Origin of the sequence: Frigoribacterium sp. UYMn621 (assembly GCF_040549525.1) — a bacterium.
Taxonomy (GTDB): Bacteria; Actinomycetota; Actinomycetes; order Actinomycetales; family Microbacteriaceae; genus Lacisediminihabitans.
In genome coordinates, this window is record NZ_JBEPTM010000001.1 from 145,847 (window position 1) to 165,082 (window position 19,236).

The following is a 19,236-nucleotide window of genomic DNA, read 5'->3' on the forward strand; positions in this document are numbered from 1 at the left end:
AGCAGATCCGGGGCTGCGGTCGCGTCATAGTGACGAACTTCGGTGATCTCTTCGGGTGTCCGGACCGTGCCCGATCGTGCCTCGATCAGCGCTCGGCTTTCGGCTCACCCCCGAATCGGAGACGCTCGTGCCCACCGCCGCCGAGGAACAGCCCCCCGCGCGGCCGGATTCCGCGGGCGCCGACGCGCTGCTCCGGCGCATCGCGGCCGGGGAGCAGGCCGCCTTCGCCGAGTTGTTCGACGAGTTCGCGCCGCGGGTCTATCGACGCATCCGAGCGGTGCTGCGAGATCGGTCGCAGTCCGAGGAGGTGATGCAGGAGGTCTTCCTCGAGGTCTGGCAGCAGGCGGCCCGCTTCGAGCCGAGCCGGGGCACGGTCGCGGGATGGATCATCACCCGCGCGCACGCGAGGGCCGTCGATCGGGTGCGATCAGCAGAGGCGGATCGCGCCCGCGACACGAAATTCGGCCTGCGGGACTTCGAGCCGGGTTACGACTCCGTCGCCGAGGCTGTCGAGCTTCGCCTCGACAGCGAGCGGGTGATCCACGCTCTCGGCCAGCTGTCGGAGCTGCAGCGTGAAGCACTCCTGCTCGCCTTCGTCGGCAATCTCACCCACGTCGAGGTCGCTGAGCGCCTCCGGCTGCCGCTCGGCACAGTCAAGTCCCGCATCCACGACGGACTGCGGCAGATGCGTCGGATGCTCGGCGACTCCCGCTGAGCCGGCGGGGTGCTTGCGGGGTGCCGGCGGGGTGCCGACGGTGACTACGCTCGACAGCACGACCATGTCAGATCGGAGCTCCGTGACCAGTTCCCCGCTCGTGCCGCGCTCGACCGTGATCGGCGGCCTCACGGTGACGGTCGATCCCGGCTCACCGGTGCCGCCCTACGAGCAATTGCGAGTACAGGTGATCGATGCGGTGGCCGCGCGAGCTATGGTCGCGGGAGCCAAGCTCCCGACCGTTCGCGGTCTCGCCGACGCGCTCGGAATCGCTCCGAATACGGTGGCTCGCAGCTACCGCGAGCTCGAACGGGATGCGGTGATCGAGACGCGCGGGCGCGCCGGCAGTTATATCGCCGCCTCCGGTGACGCGACCCAGCGCCAGGCCCAGGATGCTGCGGCGGTCTTCGCCGCGCGCATCCGCCAGTTGCGGGTCGATCCCGCCGACGCGCTCGAGCTCGTGCGGGCCGCGCTGGCGGTCGACTAGCGCCACCGCGCACCTGTCGACTCCGGCAGGAGACTCAGATCGACGCGACTGCCCCGGAGTCGACGCGGTAGTTGGCCCCGTTGACGAAACTCGCCTGCTCCGAGCAGAGGAACGCCACAACGGCGGCGACCTCCTGCGGTTCGCCCCGACGCTTGAGCGCCATGTAGGGGCGCTCCTCGTCGAGGAAGCTCACGATCGCCTCGTCGACACTCGATCCGATCTTCTTCGCGCGCTTCTCCATCATCGCGTCGGTCATCGGCGTGTGGATGAAGGCGGGCGAGACGCAGTTCACGAGCAGGCCTTCCTGTGCATAGGTGCGCGACAAGCCCTTCATCAGGGCGAGCACTCCGGCCTTGGCCGAGCAGTAGGGGATCTCGTCGTCGTAGGGCTGCACGCCATCCTCGGACGCCATCAGCACGATGCGACCCCAGCCGCCCTTCCGCAGGCTGGGCAGGAATGCGCTCACCAGCCGCACGGGACCCATCAGGTCGACCTCGATGGTGGTGGTCCACCCTGCGTCGTCGATCTCGTGGAAATAGCCCTGCGCGCCGGTGATCCCCGAGGACTGCACGAGGATGTCGATGTCACCCACCGCGTCGAGCACCTTGTCTCGCATCTTCGCGATCGACTCCACCCTGGTGATGTCGGCGGCGAAGGCGAAGAGTCGCCCCTCGAGGGCTCCGAGGCTCGCCGCCGCGGCATCCAGGCTCTTCTGGTCGAGGTCGGTCAGCACGACGCGCACTCCCTCGCCGAGCAGGATGCGTGCGGTCTCCCATCCGATGCCCGAGTCGGCGCCGCTGATGAGGGCCGTGCGGCCGCTGATTCCGAGGTCCATGAAAGCTCCTTTTTTATCCGTTCCTCAGAGGACCGTAGGCTGGCATCATGACGGTCGTGAGGGGGTTGCCCCGGGTTTTCCGGGATGCTAGCGCGATTCTCGCCGAGAGCATCGTCTGGGACCCGGCCGGCTTCGTGCTGTGGTGTGACATCACCGCCGGGCTTCTCTACCGCTGCCCCTTCGAGGGACTCGACGACACCGTGATCGAGTTGCCCCCACCGCTCGCGTCGTTCGCGCCGGCGGCGAACGGCAGCGGCTATGTGGCTTCGCTCGGCGATCGCGTCGTGCGGGTGGATGCCGCCGGCGGCATCCGTGATCTCGCCCACATCGAACACGCGCACGATGGCCTGCGACTCAACGAGGGCAAGTGCGATCCCTACGGGCGCTGGATCACCGGGTCGATGAACCTCGCGAACGGGGAGCCGGATGGCGCGCTCTATTCCGTGACGGAAGAGGGGGCGCTCCGGGTGCTGCGCGGTGGGTTCGGAGTGGCCAACGGCTTCGAGTGGAGCCTGGACGACTCAGAGATGTTCTTCACCGATACCGCCGTCAAGACGATCTACCGTGCCCCCTACAGCGAGACCGGCGAGCTCGGTGAAACCACGGTCTTCCACTCGGGCGAATCGCACGATGGGCTCACCATCGACGCCGAGGGATTCCTCTGGGGCGCCATCTACGGAGGCGGTCGAGTGGTGCGGTACACGCCGGAGGGGATCGAGGACGCCGTGGTGGAACTGCCGGCCCCGAACATCACCTCCGTCGGCTTCGGCGGCCCCGGGATGTCGACGCTGTTCGTCGCTTCCGCGCGCGAGAACCTCACCGAGGAGCAGCTGGAGGCGCATCCGCTCTCCGGCGCGATCTTCGCGATCGACACCGCGACCCACGGACGCCCCGCACGCCGGTTCGGCGCGTGACCGGATTCTCGCTCGAGCGGGACGGTGACGGACCCGCCACCCGCATCGACGGCTAGGCCGACCTGTGCTGGTCGAGTAGGCCGCCAGCGGCCGTGTCGAGACCCGGGTTGCGCGCGCAGGGTCTCGACACGCTCGCTGGCGCGCGCTACTCGACCAGCGTGGCTATCCCTCGCGGGTGCGGTGGATCAGTTTCGACAGCACGATGGCGCTGCGGGTGTGGTCCACGTTGGGTGCGACCCGCACGCGCTCGAGGGCGAGCTCGAGCGAGGGGATGTCGCGGGACCGCATGTGCACGATGGCATCCGCACTCCCGGTGACCGTTCCGGCATCCACGACCTCCGGCACGCCCGACAGGATGCGTCGCAGCTCCTCCGGCGCGACAGTCCCGCGGCAGAAGAGTTCGACATAGGCCTCCGTGCCGAGGCCGTCGACGGCGGGGTCGACCTGGATGGTGAATCCGCGGATCACCTTGTCGGCGACGAGCCGGTCGACGCGGCGTTTCACCGCAGAAGCGGAGAGTCCGATGACTTCGCCGATATCGCCGTATCCCGCGCGGGCATTCTGGCGAAGAAGGTCGATGATTCCATAGTCGAGACTGTCCATGGTCATACCCTATGGCGCTTTATTGTGCGGTCCGCGCCAACTTCGGCGATTTTGTGCGCCCTACGCTGCCAAAGATCGGAAGTGTGCGTGTGAGACTGGAACGACCCCACACCCCGATCTCCAAAGGAGCCCTCGTGTCGGCCACTCTGCCTGCAACGAATGTTGCCACCGTCCGCACCCCGTCCAAGCGCACCGTCCTCATGTGCCGCCCCGAATTCTTCACGGTCGTCTACCGCATCAACCCCTGGATGGACCCACAGCTGCCCACCGACACCTCCCTCGCGGTGCGCCAGTGGGAGACGCTCTACCAGACCTACGTCGACCTCGGTTTCGAGGTGCACCTGATCGACCCCATCGAGGGGCTTCCCGACATGGTCTACGCGGCAAACGGCGGCTTCGTGCTCGACAACATCGCCTACGGCGCGAGCTTCACCTATCCCGAGCGCCAGCCCGAGGGTCCCGCCTACATGGACTGGTTCCGTGAGAACGGATTCGACGTGAAGGTGCCGGAGAACATCAACGAGGGGGAGGGTGATTTCCTTCTCGTCGGCGATGTGATCCTCGCCGGCACCGGCTTCCGCAGCGCATCGAACAGCCACCAGGAGCTCGCCGAGCTCTACGGTCGGCAGGTCATCACCCTCGAACTCGTGAACCCGAGTTTCTACCACCTCGACACCGCGATCGCGGTGCTCGACCCCCAGCCGGGATACGAAAACCCCAACATCGCCTACCTGCCGAGTGCGTTCAACGAAGAGGGCCTCGCGGTTCTCCGTGAGCGCTTCCCCGACGCGATCCTGGTGAACGAGGAGGACGCCGCCGTGCTCGGCCTCAACTCCTTCGGCGACGGCTACAACATGGTCATCGCCTCCCGTGCCACCGATTTCGAGCGGCAGCTTCGCGAGCGTGGGTACAACCCGATCGGTGTCGACCTCTCCGAGCTCCTGCTCGGCGGCGGCGGCGTCAAGTGCTGCACCCTCGAACTGCGCAAATGACCTCGTCCGCGGCCGAATTCATCGCCGCCGAAGACTCCCACATCGCCCACACCTACCATCCGCTGCCGGTGGTCGTCGCAACCGCCGAGGGTGCCTGGGTGACGGATGTCGAGGGCCGACGGTACCTCGATTGCCTCGCGGCGTATTCCGCGGTGAACTTCGGCCACAGGCATCCGGCGCTCATCGCGGCGGCGAAGGCGCAGCTCGACCGCGTCACGCTCACCAGCCGGGCCTTCCACAACGACCAGCTCGGTCCCTTCGTCGGTGCGCTCGCCGCACTCGCGAAGAAGGACCTCGTGATCCCCATGAACACCGGGGCCGAGGCGGTGGAATCCGGGCTCAAAGCGGCGCGAGCCTGGGGCTACCGGGTGAAGGGCGTCGCGCCCGACCGGGCGAACATCATCGTGGCCGACGGCAACTTCCACGGCCGCACCATCACGATCATCAGCTTCTCGGATGACGCCACGGCCACCACCGACTTCGGGCCGTTCACGCCGGGCTTCCGGTCCGTGCCCTACGGGGATGCCGCGGCGATGGAGGCCGCGATCGACGGCAACACCGTCGCCGTGCTCCTCGAGCCGATCCAGGGCGAGGCTGGCATCCTCATCCCGCCGGCCGACTATCTGCCGGCCGTGCGCGACATCACCACCCGTCACAACGTGCTCTTCATCGCGGACGAGATCCAGTCGGGGCTCGGCCGCACCGGCGCCACCTTCCAGTGCGACAACCTCGGGGTCACGCCCGACCTCTACCTGCTCGGCAAGGCGCTCGGCGGTGGGATCGTGCCGGTCTCCGCGGTGGTCGGCAACTCCGACATCCTCGGCGTGCTCGGCGCGGGGGAACACGGTTCGACCTTCGGCGGAAATCCGCTCGCCGCGGCCGTCGGCTCGGCGGTCGTCGCCCTGCTCGAGACCGGGGAATACCAGGAGCGCGCCCGCGTGATGGGAGCCCGCCTCGCGGCGGGACTCGAGCGGTTGATCGGCTTCGGAGTCGTGTCCGTGCGATCCGCCGGGCTGTGGGCCGGCGTCGATATCGACCCGGCGCTGGCCACCGGACGGCAGGTCTGCGAGCTGCTGATGTCGCGGGGAGTGCTCGCGAAGGACACCCACGGCTCGACCGTCCGTTTCGCTCCTCCGCTCGTGATCACCGCGGAGGACGTGGATTTCGCCGTGGACCAGCTCGAGGCCGTTCTGCTGGAGCTGCGCGCCTAGGCTCCCACCTTCGGTTGCCGCAGCTTCGGTTGCATAACTCCTGCAACTCGGGATGGGGCCGGGGCTTCGGCCCGAACTTCCGGGGGACTTGTCCCCGTCGGCCGCCCAGTGCAGGAGTTACGGAATCGGGACTGGTCTCTGTCGGATCGGAAATCGTAGCTCCTAAGCTGTGGCCATGACTTCGGCTCCGCGCATCCGGATCCGCACCCGCATGTCCGGGCGCGACATCGACGAGGAGAACCGCGTCTCGAGCTCTCTCGAGTTGCTCTTCGACCTGACCTTCGTTGTCGCGGTCGCCCAGATCGCCCTGCAGCTGGCGCGCACCATCAGCGCGGGAACCGCTCTCACCGACGGGCTTGGCCCCTATCTCATGGTGTTCTTCGCCATCTGGTGGGCCTGGCTCAACTTCACCTGGTTCGCCTCCGCATATGACACGGACGATTTGCCCTACCGGCTCACCACCATGGTGCAGATGGCCGGTGTCCTCGTGCTGGCCGCGGGGGTGCAGAGCGCGTTCGACAAACAGCAGTACTTCGGCATCACCCTCGGGTACTTCATCATGCGGGTGGGGCTCGTGGGACAGTGGGTGCGCGCCGGCATCGAGAATCCGGATGGTCGCCGCACCGCGTTCCGCTATGCCGGTGCCATCACCCTCGTGCAGTTCGGTTGGATCGCCCGGCTGCTGATGCCCCCCGAGCTCGGAGCGCTGACGTTCATTCTGCTCGCTCTCGCCGATGTGAGCGTTCCCCTGTGGGCCGAGCGCACCGGTCTCACACCGTGGCACCCGCATCACATCGCCGAACGCTACGGCCTCTTCACGATCATCCTGCTCGGGGAGTCGGTGTCGGCCGTGACCATCGCCGTGCAGAAGGCGCTGGATCTCTCGGGGGTGAGTGTTTCGCTCGTCGTCGTCGCCCTCGGCGGCCTCGTTCTGCTCTTCGGACTCTGGTGGCTCTACTTTCTCGAACCCGCCGGCGAGGGGCTCGCCAGCCACCGCTCGAGGTCGTTCCTCTGGGGCTACGGACACTACCTCCTATTCGCGGCGATCGCGGCGATCGGGGCAGCCCTCGAGGTCGCGGTCGAGGCGGGCACGAGCGAGGCGGGCACGAGCGAGGCCGGCACGCACGGAGCCGGCACGCCCGCGGCCATTTCTCCGCTGGTCGTCGGCTACGCGCTTGCGATTCCCGTCGCGCTGTTCTTCGTGCTGCTGTTCCTGCTCCACGCCGTGATCGCGGAGCGCGCGGCGACACGTCCCTTCGGCTTCGCGGTGGCGGCGGCGATAGTGCTGCTGGTCCCGCTCGGGGCGCCCTCCTTCGGGGTGCCGCCCACCATCGTGCTCATCGCGCTGGTGACATCCGCGCTCACCGCGACGAGTATCGTCGACAATGTACGCCGAGCGGCCAGGGGGGCCCAGTGATGAATTACTTTCCCGCTTCGACCGCGACACCCCTGAGGGGCGGCCCGACCCTGCGCTGGGGAGTACTCGCGCCCGGTCGCATCGCCGCCGACTTCGTGCAGACCCTTCACTCCAACTCCGACCAGCGGATGCACGCGGTCGCGTCGCGCTCGTTCGAACGGGCAGCGGCCTTCGGCGCCCGGTTCGGCATCGATCGGGTCTACGACAGCTACGAGCAGCTGGTGGCTGATCCCGGCATCGACATCGTCTACGTGGCTGCTCCGCACAGCGAGCACCGTTCGCTCGCTCTGCTCGCGATCGCCGCCGGAAAGCACGTGCTCGTCGAGAAGCCGATCGCCCTCACCGCGGCGGAAGCGCGCGAGGTCGCCGATGCCGCGCGCGCCGCCGGCGTCTTCGCCATGGAGGCGATGTGGGCGCGGTTCCTGCCCCAGACCACGGTGATCTCGGCCCTGCTCGCCGACGGGATGCTCGGCGAGATCGGACTCGTCGCTGCCGACTACGGCTCCATCTTCGACTTCGATCCGAAGAGCCGCGCCTTCGATCCGGCGCTCGGCGGCGGCGCACTGCTCGACCTCGGCGTCTATCCCATCTGGTTCGCTCACTTCGTACTCGGCCGCCCCAGCAGGGTGGTGGCGAGCGGATCGATCACCTCGACCGGGGTGGACGGCCAGGCCGCCATCCTGTTCAGCACGGCGGATGGCGCGGAAGCCCAGCTGAGCACGAGCATGACCGTCTCCACTCCCGTGCGTGCCACGGTGAGCGGCTCCCTCGCGAGCGTCGACATCGACGCGCCCTTCGTCGCGCCCGGAGGTTTCACCCTCTACCGGGACGGCACCGACGAACCGCTGCGGTGGGACGACCCCACCACCCTGCGCTGGCGTGACGGACTGGTGTGGCAGGCGACCGCGGCGGCGCAGCATGTCGCTGACGGGCTCACCGAGTCCCCGCTGCATCCGCTCGACACCTCGATCGCGGTGCTCGAGACGATCGACGAGGCGCGGCGCCAGCTCGGGTTGCTCGCGTAGCTGGCGGTCGCCTCAGCCGGCGATCGGCGACTTCCGCGGGCCGGCCTTGGGCGGCGAGGTCCGGGGCTTGGTGGCCGAGGACTTCGCGGCCGGCCGCGGAGCCGTCGCGGCCGGGATGCTGAGGGCGCGCGGCGCGAGACGCTCGAGTTGCGTGACGTGGGTGGGCGTCAGCTCGGCGAGGGAGGTGACCCCGAGGAGGCGCATCGTGCGCGCGATCTGATCGCCGAGGATCTCGATCATGCGATCGACGCCCTCGCGTCCGCCGGCCATGAGGCCGTAGAGGTACGCGCGGCCCACCAGCGTGAAGTCCGCGCCGAGGGCGATGGCCGCGACGATGTCGGCGCCCGACATGATGCCCGTGTCGAGGTGGACCTCGAGGTCCTTGCCGACCTCGCGGGCGACATCCGGAAGCAGGTGGAACGGGATCGGCGCGCGGTCGAGCTGGCGACCCCCGTGGTTGGACAGGATGATGCCGTCGACGCCCATGGTCGCGAGGCGCTGTGCGTCGTCGAGGTTCTGCACTCCCTTGACCACGACCTTGCCCGGCCACTGGTCCTTGATCCAGGCCAGGTCGTCGAAGGTGACGGTGGGGTCGAACATGGTGTCGAGCAGCTCCCCGACGGTGCCCGACCAGCGGTCGAGGGAGGCGAAGGCCAGCGGCTCGGTCGTGAGGAAGTTGATCCACCACTCCGGGCGCGGGATCGCGTTGACGACGGTTCCGAGGGTCAGCTGCGGCGGGATCGAGAAGCCGTTCCGCTTGTCGCGGAGGCGCGCGCCGGCGACCGGCACATCCACGGTCACCAGCAGGGTGTCGAACCCGGCCTTCGCCGCCCGGTCGACGAGCGCCATCGAGCGGTCGCGATCCTTCCACATGTAGAGCTGGAACCAGTTGCGTCCGGTCGGGTTGGCGGCCTTGACGTCTTCGATCGCGGTGGTGCCCATCGTAGACAGGGAGAAGGGGATGCCCGCGGCGGCGGCCGCACCGGCCCCGGCGATCTCCCCCTCCGACTGCATCATGCGGGTGAAGCCGGTGGGGGCGATGCCGAACGGAAGGGCGACCGGCCCGCCGAGCACCGTCGATGAGGTGTCGACGACCGACACATCCCGCAGGATCGACGGGTTGAACTGGATGTCCTCGAAGGCCTGGCGCGCCCGGGCGAGCGAGATCTCCGCCTCGGCGGCGCCCTCGGTGTAGTCGAAGGCCGCCTTGGGGGTGCGCTTCTGCGCGATCGCCCGGAGGTCGTGGATGGTCAGCGCCTTCTCCAGCCGCCGCTTCTTCGCGTTGAATTCCGGGGTGGCGAAGTGCATGAGAGGCGCGAGGTCGCGCACCTGGGGAAAGTGTCGTTCGAGTTTCATAGTCCGGTCCTTGTGTCGACAACGATGTTCAGCGGTTCCTGGTGCTCGCGAAGCCGGCGAATCTGCTCGCGCACGAGTGGATCGACGCGGCTCGGCATGCTCGAGATATTGCCCCCGATGTGCGGGGTGATGATCACGCCGGGCAGCGTCCACAGCGAGTGGTCCGCGGGGAGCGGCTCCGGCTCGACGACGTCGATTGCCGCGCGGATCGCGCCCGTCCGAGCCCGCTCGGTGAGGGCATCCGTGTCGACGATCGCACCACGGGAGATGTTGACGAGCAGCGCGCCGGCCTTCATGCGGTCGAGGAAGGCCGCATCGACCATGTTCGTCGTCTCCACGGTGAGCGGTACGGCGATCACGACGATATCGGCTGCGGGGAGCAGCTCGGGGAGTGCCCCGAGGGGGTGGATGGCGCCGAGTGCGTCAGTGCGCCCGGTGCGCGCCACACGCGTGATCTCGACATCGAAGGGGGCAAGGCGCTTCTCGATCGCGGCACCGACCCCACCGACGCCGATGATCAGCACGGCGCGTCCGAGCAGGCCCGGGTACCAGTCGCGTTTCCAGAGGCCGGCCGGCTGCGCGCGGGCGATGACGTCCAGCCCGCGCTGGCTTTCGAGGATGAGACCGACAGCGAGCTCGGCCGTCGGGCCCTCGTGCACCCCGACGGCATTGGCGTAGCGGATGCCCGGCGGCAACACCTCCGCGACGCCGTTGTAGCCGAGGGCCTGGCTCTGCACCACCGACACCCGCGACGCCGCGAGTCGCGGCAAGGCCTCCGCAGAGACGGAGTACGGAAGCACCAGCAGGTCGATCGAGCGGTCGAGCGGGGAGTCATCCGTCGTCCAGACCTCGAGGGCCACGTCCTCGCCAGCGGGCGTGAGGCGCTCGAGCATCGTGGCATCGGGCACCGCGACGAAGACCGTCATTCGGAGGCCTCCCTGTCGTACTTCTGGAGGAGCCGATCACGCGCTCCCTCGATGTGTTCGCGAGTGAGGCGGCTCGCCAGCGCGCCATCCCCTGCCGCGACCGCATCGAGGATGCCCTGGTGCTGGAGGGCGACATCAGATGGCCGGATGAGCTGATGGGACTGCACCTGACCGATGCACAGCTCGATCTCGCCCATCAACAGGCCGTGCATCTTCGCAAGCCTGGGGCTGTGCTGCGCCAGGACGAGCTGACGGTGGAAATCGAGGTCTGTTCGGGCGAGGGCGGCGCGATCGTCGGTGCGCACGTGCTCGAGCAGCTCTCGTTGTACAGCGAGCGCGGCGAGGGGAACCACAGAGTCGCCCGCAAGGTGCTGCACGGCCGCCTCTTCGAGAATGGCGCGGTTGGAGTAGAGATCCTGGATGTCGTCACGGCTGAGCTCCGGAACCTGCGCGGCGTGGTGCGCCCGCCTCATCAAGAGTCCTTCGCTGACGAGTCGTTCGAGGGCGGCTTTCGCCGTTGGGCGCGCCACGGAGTAGCGTTCGGCCACGGCGGTCTCGGTGAGGAGGGTGCCCGGGCGATCGATCACGGTGACGATGCTCTCGCGCAGTGCGTCGTACACCGCTTCGGGCAGGGACGTGGTCTTGAGGGCGATGCTCCGAGGGGAGCGGTCGGGAGACTGCATTGTCAGACAAGTGTACGAGGTACTGTCGCCGGGAGCAAGGGCAGCCGCTCGGGTGCGGTTATGGGTGGGTCACCCGGAGTCGCCCGCGCAGGAACGGCAGCCACGGCGCCGAATAGGTGACCGCGGAGGGGCCACCACCTTCGAGGGTGATCTCGGCGTCTCCGAACCGCCAGAGCCGGTTGAAGAGGAACACCCCGACCACGGTCGTGCCCTCGGTGGGCACCATCCAGGTTCCCGTGCCCCACTGTGCCGGATTGCCGCGACCGTCGAACACGACCGTCGGCTTGGGAACCCAGCCGAACCAGGGCCGCTTCAGGGTGAGTTCGAAACGGCGGGTCTCGGCGGTCCCGAACGCTGAAGAGCCGGGCACATCCATATCGCCAGCCTACGGCTGGGACTGTGACGGAGCGGCTACACCGGTCGTAGCCGCAGGTTTTGCAGGCCGCCATCGACGGCTAGGGAGGTCCCGGTCGTCGAACCGCAGCGAGGGCTCGCGAGACGGGCCACGGCGTCTGCCACCTCAGCGGGCTCGACCAGCCGGGTGTGAGGCCTGTATCGGTGCTGCGATGAGGGTGCTCAGACGAACAACTGTCGCTGACGGCCGAGGCCGTCGATCTCGATCTCGCAGACGTCGCCCGCCTTCAGGTAGGGAAACCGCCCGGAGAGGGCGACACCCTCGGGTGTTCCGGTGAGCACGAGGTCCCCCGGTTCGAGGGTGAGGAACTGGCTCAGGTGCCAGATGATGTGGTCGACGTCGAAGATCAGGTCTGCAGTCGACGAATCCTGACGCGGTTCGCCGTTCACCCAGCTTCGCAGCCGCAGAGCGCGATAGTCGACCTCATCAGGCGTCACGAGCCAGGGACCTGTCGGGTTGAATCCCGGAGCCGATTTGCCTTTCGACCACTGGCCGCCGGACAGTTCGAGCTGAAATTCGCGCTCTGAGAGGTCGTTGGCCACGACGAAGCCGGCGATGTGGTCGATGCTGTCGGCGGGCGAGTCGAGGTAGGACGCGCGCTTCGAGATCACAACCCCCAGCTCGACCTCCCAGTCGGTCTTCACGCTCTTGCGCGGGATCGTGATGTCATCGTTGGGCCCGACGACGGTGTTCGGCGTCTTAAGGAACATGATCGGGATGGTGGGAGGGAGCGATCCGCTCTCGGCTGCATGAGCCGCGTAATTCATACCGATGCAGACGACGGCACTCGGTCGAACGATGGGCGATCCGATGCGCTCGCTGACGATGTCGGTCACCGGGAGGAGTCCTGCGTCGAAGGCTTCGCGCACGCGCTCAACACCGCCCGTCTCAAGGAATTGCCCGGTGATATCGGCGGTGACGCTGCTGATGTCGTAGTAGGACTGGCCGATGAGCACGAAAGGCCGCTCGTGGCCGACCGCTCCGATCCGGGCGAATTTCACGGGCGACCTTCTTCGGGCTGCAGCACTGACGTCTCGAACATTCGACGATCCTAACGTCGTGGGGCTCAGCGCGCGGGGCCGTAGCGCTTCGGCGAGAAGGCGGATGCCACCAGCGACCGGAGCGCCTCGAGCGACCCGGTCACGAAACCCTGTGCCCGCGCCTGAATCAGCACATTCCCGATCGCCGTCGCCTCGACGGGACCGGCGAGCACAGGAAGTCCGCTCAGGTCGGCCGTCGCCTGGCAGAGCAGCTCGTTCTGAGATCCGCCCCCGACGATGTGGATGACGTCGACACGAATCCCGGACAGCTCGGCAGCCGTCCGCACGGCATCCGAGAACGCGGAGGCAAGCGACTGGATGATGCAGCGCACGAACTCCGCACGGGACTGCGGCACCGGGCGGCCGTGCTCGGTGAGCCACTCCGCAATGCGCTCCAGCATGTCACCCGGAGTCAGGAAACGCGGGTCGTTGGCGTCGAACACGGCAACTTCGCCCGACACAGCGGCAGCCTGCGCGAGGAGTGCAGCGAGATCGATCGTCTCACCCGAGCGTTCCCAGGTGCGAACCGACTCCGAGAGCAACCAGAGGCCCATGACGTTGTGGAGGTACCGCACACGGCCGTCGACGCCGCCCTCGTTGGTGAAGTTGGCGAGGCGAGAGGCCTCACTGAGCACCGGGTGTTCGAGCTCGACACCGACGAGCCCCCAGGTGCCGCAGCTGATGTAGGCGAAGTTCGGGGTAGTGGCCGGGATCGCGACGACGGCCGACGCAGTGTCGTGGGAACCGACGGCGATGATGCCGAGGCTCTGCCGCATCCCGAGCTCGGTCGCGATCGACGGGAGGAGTTCGCCGACGCTCGATCCGGGGGAGATCAGCGGCGGGAACAGCCTCGCAGGCAGGTCGAGCCGCGAGATGAGGGTGTCGTTCCACTCGCCTGTCGTGATGTCGACGAGCCCGGTCGTCGAGGCGTTGGTGCGCTCAGCGAAGCTCTCACCCGTGAGCCAGAAATTGATCAGGTCCGGGATGAGCAGCAGCGAGTCTGCAAAACCGAGCAGGCCGGGTGCGCGCTCGGCTTCGAGCTGGTACAGGGTGTTGAACGGCAGGAACTGCAGGCCGTTCGCTGCATACAGCTCCTTCGCCGAGACCACAGAGTGCGTGGTCTCGACGGCGCGCGCGGTGCGCCCGTCTCGGTAGTGGAATGGTTCGCCGAGCATCCGTCCGCCTCGCAGCAATGCGTAGTCGACGGCCCAGGAGTCGACCCCGGCGCTCGCGAGCCCGGGTTCCTCCCGCGCCGCGGCGCCGAGCCCGGCCGTCACGTTGCGGAAGAGTCCGAGGATGTTCCAGTGCAGGCCATACGGGGTCGCCACCGGGGCGTTCGGAAAGCGCGCGACCGGCCGCAGGCTCAGCTCGTTGTGGCCGACGTAGCCGAGCATCACGCGCCCGCTTGTGGCACCGAGGTCGACCGCCGCGACGGCCTCCGTCATCTGAGGAATGCCGCGGCGACACCGGCGTCGACGGGGATGTGGAGGCCGGTGGTGTGGCTGAGGTCGCTGGTGCAGAGCACGAACACGGCGTTGGCCACGTTCTCGGGAAGCACCTCGCGCTTCAGCAGGGTGCGCTGGGCGTAGTACTTGCCGAGGTCCTGCTCGTCGACGCCGTAGACCGCGGCGCGCTTCGCGCCCCAGCCGCCGGCGAAGATGCCCGATCCCCGCACGACGCCATCCGGGTTGATGCCGTTCACCTTCACGCCGTATTCGCCGAGTTCGGCCGCGAGCAGCCGCACCTGGTGCGCCTGGTCGGCCTTCGTGGCCGAGTAGGCGATGTTGTTGGGACCGGCGAACACCGAGTTCTTCGAGGAGATGTAGATGATGTCCCCGCCGAGCTTCTGGTCGATGAGCACCTTCGCGGCGGCGCGGGAGACGAGGAAGGAGCCCTTGGCCATCACGTCGTGTTGCAGGTCCCAGTCGGCGACGGTGGTCTCGAGCAGGCTCTTCGAGAGCGAGAGGCCCGCGTTGTTCACGACGAGGTCGAGCCCGCCGAACGCGAGCACCGCGGCGTCGACGGCGGCCTGCACCTGCAGCTCGTCGGTGACGTTCGACTGCACGCCGATCGCGACATCAGTGTTACCGATCTCGGCCGCGGCGGCCTTCGCCTTCTCGAGGTCGAGGTCGGCGATCACGACGCAGGCTCCCTCGGCGGCGAGACGCGTGGCGATGGCCTTGCCGATGCCGGATGCCGCGCCGGTGACGAGCGCGACGCGCGTCGCGAGCGGCTTGGCCCTCGGCATCCGCTGCAGCTTGGCCTCCTCCAGCGCCCAGTATTCGATGCGGAACTTCTCCGCCTCGTCGATCGGAGCGTAAGTCGAGATCGCCTCGGCTCCGCGCATCACGTTGATCGCATTGATATAGAACTCGCTGGCCACCCGGGCGGTCTGTTTGTTCGCGCCATAGCTGAACATGCCGACGCCGGGGACGAGCACGACGAGCGGGTCCGCCCCGCGGATCGCGGGACTTGCCGCAGTCGCATTGCGGTCGTAGTAGGCCTGGTAGTCGGCCCGGTACTCGTTGTGGAGTTCGTGCAGGCGCGCGAGCTGGGCGTCGAGGGACGCGGTCGGCGGCAGGTCGAGCAGCATCGGCTTGACCTTGGTGCGCAGGAAATGGTCAGGGCAGCTGGTGCCGAGGGCGACGAGGCGAGGCGACTCGGAGGAGGCGAGGAAGTCGAGCACGACCGGGGCGTCGGTGAAGTGACCGACCTGGGCGCGGTCGGTGGAGGCGAGCCCGCGCAGTGTTGGGGCGAGCGCCGCCGCGCGGGAAAGACGCTGGTCAGAGGGCAATGCGCCGTAACCCTCCATGATGGTTCCCAGAGGATCTGCGCGTCCGTTCTCACGGATGAACGTCTCGGCGGTGTCGATGATCCAGAGCGAGTTGGCCTCGGCCTCCGCCGAGGTGTCGCCCCACGCGGTGATGCCGTGGCCGCCGAGGATGCACCCGATGGCCGCCGGATTGGCCTCTTTGATGGCGGCGATGTCGAGCCCGAGCTGCCAGCCCGGCCGGCGCCACGGCACCCAGACGACCTTCTCGCCGAACGCCTTCGCGGTGAGTTCCTCGCCGTCCGCGGAGGTCGCGAAGGCGATGCCGGAGTCGGGGTGGAGATGGTCCACGTGGGCCGCATCCACCAGTGCGTGCATGGCGGTGTCGATCGAAGGCGCGGCGCCCCCCTTGCCGTGCAGTGTGTAGTCGAAGGCGGCGACCATCTCGTCTTCGCGGTCGACGCCGGGGTAGACGCTCGTGAGCGCGCGCAGGCGGTCGAGGCGCAGCACCGCGAGGCCGGGCTCGGTGAGGGTGCCGAGGTCGCCGCCGGAGCCCTTCACCCAGAGCAGCTCGACGGGCTCACCCGTCGCGGGGTCGACATCCGTTCCCTTCGCGGAGGTGTTTCCGCCCGCGTAGTTCGTGACCCGCGGGTCGGAGCCGAGGCGGTTGCTCCGGGCGATGAGCTCTGCGGCAGCGGGGTTGGTCATGTCGTGATCCTTCGGTCTGCGGTGAACTGGTCTGCGGTGAATCGGCGGTGGCGGGGGATCCGCGACGCCTTCCGGCTGCCGCGGGTCAACTCGGGGGTTACGCGCCCCAGGAGGCCTGCTGGCCGCCCACGCGGTCTGCGGCGATCTTCGCCTGGTACCCGGATGCCGCGTAGGCGGCCATCGGGTCGCCGGCAAGCCCGCGGCTCTCGCGCCAGGCGGCGAGGTCGGCCCGCACGTCGGTGTAGAAGGCGTCCATGAGGATGCCGTTGGCGCCGAGCACATCGCCCGCGTCCTGCGCTGCAGTGAGCGCGACGGTGTCGACGAGGAGTGCCCGGGCCGTCATCTCCTGCACATTCAGCACGGAGCGGATCTGCCCGGGGATCTTGTCCTCGACGTTGTGGCACTGGTCGAGCATGAACGCGACGTCCGAGTCCGGTCCGAAGCCGCCGCCGCGGATGACCTCGTAGAGGATGCGGAACAGCTGGAACGGGTCCGCCGCCCCGACGATGAGGTCGTCATCGGCATAGAACCGCGAGTTGAAGTCGAACGAGCCGAGCTTGCCGAGGCGCAGGAGCTGCATGACGATGAACTCGATGTTCGTGCCGGGCGCGTGGTGTCCGGTGTCGAGGCAGACCAGCGCGCGATCCCCGAGAGCGGCGACCTGGGCGTAGGAGGTGCCCCAGTCCGGCACATCCGTGTGATAAAAAGCGGGCTCGAAGAACTTGTATTCGAGCACCATCCGCTGCGAATCGCCGATGCGGGCGTAGATGGCGGCGAGCGATTCCGCCAGGCGGTCCTGCCGGGCACGCAGGTCCTGCTGGCCCGGGTAGTTGGTGCCGTCGGCGAGCCAGATCTTGAGGTCACGCGAGCCCGTGGCATCCATGATGTCGATGCACTCGAAGTGGTGGTCGATGGCCTTCTGGCGGATCTTCGGGTCTGAGTGGGTCAGGGAACCGAACCTGTAGTCGTCGTCCTGGAAGGTGTTGGAGTTCACGGTGCCGAGGGCGACTCCGTGGTCGTTCGCGAAGGCGCCGAGGGCCGCGTAGTCATCCACCCGGTCCCACGGGATATGCAGTGCCACCGAGGGGGAGAGCGCGGTGTACCGGTTGACCTGCGCGGCGTCGGCGATCTTCTCCTGCGGCGTGCGCGGCGTGCCGGGGGTGCCGAAGACCTTGAACCGGGTGCCGGAGTTGCCGAATGCCCAGGAGGGCAGCTCGATGGCCTGCTGCGCGAGCAGCGGTTCGATCTCGGAGAAGGTTGTCATGATCGGTTCCCGTTCTGGTTGACGCCGTTCGTGCGAAGACTGGTGAGCTGGTCGTCGAGGTTGAAGACCTCGTCGAGGTAGAGGAATGCCTGGTCGGCAGGAACGTCGAGGTCGACGAAGTGCTCGGCCATCGCGGCTTGCCAGCGAGCATTCACCGGCTGGGCCGCCATGCCGTCGAGGTTCGCCCGCAGGTCTTCGGTCTCGAAATAACCGATCACGAGGCCGTCGTCGCGGAGGAAGATCGAGTAATTGCGCCACCCGGTGTCGTGAAGCGCGTGGAGCATGTCCGCCCAGACCGCGGCATGAGCCGCCCGGTAGGCATCGATGTGACCCGGCTTGACCTGCAGCTGGAAGCAGACGCGTCTCATCGCCAGCTCGGCAGACTCGCCATGTCGACATGGCGGTGTTCGATGCCGAGCAGTGAGGCGGCGGCGCGGATGTCTCCGGCGCGATGCCCCACGCAGAGCGCCCAGTGGTGCCCGATGCCGGTCTGCGACCACTCGTCGACCCACTCGCCGGGATCGCCTCCGAAGTCGACGCGGGAGGTGGTGTTGCCGATCGCGAGCAGGGGACCGGGCACGACGGTGCCCTCGCTGGTGATGAAGGTGAAGCTGCCGTCGCGGTCCTGGCCGATTCCGAAGGTCGTGACCGGCCCTTGCCTCACGTCGAACTCGACCGAGACGCCGTAGCCGCGCTTGCCGTGGTAGATCCCGAGACCGCGGAGCAGCGGGTCCCGCTCGGAGACCGCGAGGTGGGCCGGACCGTCATGACCCATCTCGACCACGTTGTCGAAGAAATTGAGTGCCTGGATCTCGGTGAATGATCCGCCTGCCCCGATGGAGTGGGCGGCGAGCATCGCGAGGCTGGTGCGCAGCTCGTATTCTCCGACGAAGGGGATGCCGCGGGCGGTCAGCAGGGAAGCGCCGAGGATCATGCCCGCGCCGAGCCGCTCGTGCTGCTCGCCCTGGAGGCCACGGTGGTAGTACGCGGCGGAGTCGAGCTCGAAATCGTCGACGAGACGGTCGAGACCGACCGAGACCTTGGCGCCCCACGCGAAGTCCTCCTCCTTCACCGAGGGGTCGAGCGTGAACAGGGACTTCGCGAGCTCCATGCGGTCCCGCGCCTCGGCATCCGTCACCTCGGCCACCCGCACGCGCAGGTCGTCGAACTCGAGCACCTCCACGTGGGAGCCGAACTGGGTGGAGACGAGGGTCAGGTCGGTGGAGACATCCAGCATGCCGGGGTAGAGGTGGCCCATCAGGCCATGGCGGGCGTTACGCAGTGTTGCGCGCACACCGGCGGCATGCACCCACTGGTCGATGCGTGCCCAGGCCGACTCCTGCTTCAGGTGGCCGGACACGGAACGGAAGGGGATGTCGGCCCGTCGGAACACGTTCGCCACCTCCGGCACGGGGCACTGGCCGCAGTAGGCGAGCCACTTGCCGGTGTCGAAGTTGGCGTGGTCCATCGCCTCGGTGGGCTGGAGGTCGATCACGAGCACGGGCGTCTTGGCCCGCTGGGCGATCGGCAGCACCATCGAGGAGGTGAGATAGGTGGTGAGGAAGATGACGATGAGGTCGCAGTCGGCGATGCGCAGCTTCTCCGCGGCGACGTTCGCCTCCTGGGCATCCGAGATGAATCCCACATCGATGACCTCGGCGTCGAGATCGCTGAAACGGGACGTCACGTAGGCCGAGGACTGCTTCAGCTGCGGAAGCAGATCCGGAAACTGGGGCCAGTAGGCGGCGAGACCGCCGGCGACGAGGCCGATGCGGGTCTGGCGGCGCTTCTTCGGCGAGAGGGCCGGAGCATTGGCGAGTGATGACATCTGCAGGACTTTCCGAAGCTGAGAGGACGCTCTCCCGGGCCGCGCTG

The 19,236-nt window shown here is 68.0% G+C and carries 19 protein-coding genes and 1 pseudogene; 7 read left to right on the forward strand and 13 right to left on the reverse strand.

The window, feature by feature from the left end; all coding sequences use genetic code 11:
- The first annotated feature begins 76 nt into the window (after positions 1 to 76).
- Entirely contained in the window at positions 77 to 715 is a 639-nt protein-coding gene (locus tag ABIB54_RS00760) for a sigma-70 family RNA polymerase sigma factor (RefSeq protein ID WP_354573621.1), read from the forward strand.
- Positions 716 to 797: 82 nt separating this feature from the next.
- A complete protein-coding gene (locus ABIB54_RS00765) occupies positions 798 to 1,202 on the forward strand; it encodes a GntR family transcriptional regulator (RefSeq protein WP_354573622.1) in 405 nt (134 codons plus the stop codon).
- A 34-nt stretch (positions 1,203 to 1,236) separates the two neighbouring features.
- Here ABIB54_RS00765 and ABIB54_RS00770 read toward each other — a convergent pair whose 3' ends face one another.
- Positions 1,237 to 2,037 carry an SDR family NAD(P)-dependent oxidoreductase gene (locus ABIB54_RS00770; protein ID WP_354573623.1) on the reverse strand — a complete coding sequence of 267 codons (801 nt, stop codon included), beginning with the start codon at positions 2,035 to 2,037 and terminating at the stop codon, positions 1,237 to 1,239.
- Positions 2,038 to 2,084: 47 nt separating this feature from the next.
- Between ABIB54_RS00770 and ABIB54_RS00775 the strand changes: the two genes are divergently transcribed.
- On the forward strand, positions 2,085 to 2,951 hold the full coding sequence (locus ABIB54_RS00775) for an SMP-30/gluconolactonase/LRE family protein (protein WP_354573624.1): 867 nt from the start codon (positions 2,085 to 2,087) through the stop codon (positions 2,949 to 2,951).
- A gap of 162 nt (positions 2,952 to 3,113) precedes the next feature.
- Here ABIB54_RS00775 and ABIB54_RS00780 read toward each other — a convergent pair whose 3' ends face one another.
- Positions 3,114 to 3,554, reverse strand: coding sequence for an Lrp/AsnC family transcriptional regulator (locus tag ABIB54_RS00780; protein WP_185202137.1), 441 nt, complete (start codon positions 3,552 to 3,554; stop codon positions 3,114 to 3,116).
- A 134-nt stretch (positions 3,555 to 3,688) separates the two neighbouring features.
- On the opposite strand from ABIB54_RS00780, the gene ddaH reads away from it, so the two are divergent.
- From ddaH to ABIB54_RS00800, 4 genes are all read left to right on the forward strand, one after another.
- Complete coding sequence (ddaH, locus tag ABIB54_RS00785) at positions 3,689 to 4,546, forward strand: dimethylargininase (RefSeq protein WP_502917025.1); 858 nt, start codon at positions 3,689 to 3,691, stop codon at positions 4,544 to 4,546.
- On the forward strand, positions 4,543 to 5,757 hold the full coding sequence (gene rocD / locus ABIB54_RS00790) for an ornithine--oxo-acid transaminase (RefSeq protein WP_354573625.1): 1,215 nt from the start codon (positions 4,543 to 4,545) through the stop codon (positions 5,755 to 5,757). The genes ddaH and rocD overlap by 4 nt, the downstream gene beginning before the upstream one ends.
- A 175-nt stretch (positions 5,758 to 5,932) precedes the next feature.
- Positions 5,933 to 7,174 (forward strand): low temperature requirement protein A, encoded by a 1,242-nt coding sequence (locus ABIB54_RS00795; protein ID WP_354573626.1) that lies wholly within the window; start codon positions 5,933 to 5,935, stop codon positions 7,172 to 7,174.
- Positions 7,174 to 8,199 (forward strand): Gfo/Idh/MocA family protein, encoded by a 1,026-nt coding sequence (locus tag ABIB54_RS00800; RefSeq protein ID WP_354573627.1) that lies wholly within the window; start codon positions 7,174 to 7,176, stop codon positions 8,197 to 8,199. The genes ABIB54_RS00795 and ABIB54_RS00800 overlap by 1 nt, the downstream gene beginning before the upstream one ends.
- A gap of 12 nt (positions 8,200 to 8,211) precedes the next feature.
- On the opposite strand, the gene ABIB54_RS00805 is transcribed toward ABIB54_RS00800, so the two are convergent.
- The 11 genes and pseudogenes from ABIB54_RS00805 to ABIB54_RS00855 all read right to left on the reverse strand — a co-directional run bounded on the left by ABIB54_RS00805 (position 8,212) and on the right by ABIB54_RS00855 (position 19,189).
- Positions 8,212 to 9,555, reverse strand: coding sequence for an alpha-hydroxy acid oxidase (locus ABIB54_RS00805; RefSeq protein ID WP_354573628.1), 1,344 nt, complete (start codon positions 9,553 to 9,555; stop codon positions 8,212 to 8,214).
- A complete protein-coding gene (locus ABIB54_RS00810; RefSeq protein ID WP_354573629.1) occupies positions 9,552 to 10,481 on the reverse strand; it encodes a 2-hydroxyacid dehydrogenase in 930 nt (309 codons plus the stop codon). Before ABIB54_RS00810 ends, ABIB54_RS00805 begins: the two co-directional genes overlap by 4 nt.
- A complete protein-coding gene (locus tag ABIB54_RS00815) occupies positions 10,478 to 11,164 on the reverse strand; it encodes a GntR family transcriptional regulator (protein ID WP_354573630.1) in 687 nt (228 codons plus the stop codon). The genes ABIB54_RS00810 and ABIB54_RS00815 overlap by 4 nt, the downstream gene beginning before the upstream one ends.
- Positions 11,165 to 11,222: 58 nt before the next feature.
- A complete protein-coding gene (locus ABIB54_RS00820; protein WP_354573631.1) occupies positions 11,223 to 11,540 on the reverse strand; it encodes a hypothetical protein in 318 nt (105 codons plus the stop codon).
- Between the two features lie 35 nt (positions 11,541 to 11,575).
- Positions 11,576 to 11,716, reverse strand: a pseudogene (locus ABIB54_RS00825) (SDR family oxidoreductase); the annotation flags it as partial.
- 24 nt (positions 11,717 to 11,740) lie between these two features.
- The gene (locus tag ABIB54_RS00830) at positions 11,741 to 12,580 is read right to left on the reverse strand and encodes a fumarylacetoacetate hydrolase family protein (protein WP_354573632.1); all 840 of its coding nucleotides are present in this window, start codon (positions 12,578 to 12,580) and stop codon (positions 11,741 to 11,743) included.
- Positions 12,581 to 12,645: 65 nt separating this feature from the next.
- Entirely contained in the window at positions 12,646 to 14,064 is a 1,419-nt protein-coding gene (locus ABIB54_RS00835; protein ID WP_354573633.1) for a rhamnulokinase, read from the reverse strand.
- Entirely contained in the window at positions 14,061 to 16,097 is a 2,037-nt protein-coding gene (locus ABIB54_RS00840; RefSeq protein ID WP_354573634.1) for a bifunctional aldolase/short-chain dehydrogenase, read from the reverse strand. Before ABIB54_RS00840 ends, ABIB54_RS00835 begins: the two co-directional genes overlap by 4 nt.
- A gap of 97 nt (positions 16,098 to 16,194) precedes the next feature.
- Positions 16,195 to 17,361: an L-rhamnose isomerase gene (gene rhaI / locus ABIB54_RS00845; protein ID WP_354573635.1), complete on the reverse strand. Its 1,167-nt coding sequence runs from the start codon at positions 17,359 to 17,361 to the stop codon at positions 16,195 to 16,197.
- Positions 17,358 to 17,729, reverse strand: coding sequence for an L-rhamnose mutarotase (locus tag ABIB54_RS00850; protein WP_354573636.1), 372 nt, complete (start codon positions 17,727 to 17,729; stop codon positions 17,358 to 17,360). Before ABIB54_RS00850 ends, rhaI begins: the two co-directional genes overlap by 4 nt.
- Positions 17,726 to 19,189 (reverse strand): L-fucose/L-arabinose isomerase family protein, encoded by a 1,464-nt coding sequence (locus ABIB54_RS00855; protein WP_354573637.1) that lies wholly within the window; start codon positions 19,187 to 19,189, stop codon positions 17,726 to 17,728. Before ABIB54_RS00855 ends, ABIB54_RS00850 begins: the two co-directional genes overlap by 4 nt.
- Positions 19,190 to 19,236: the final 47 nt, after the last annotated feature.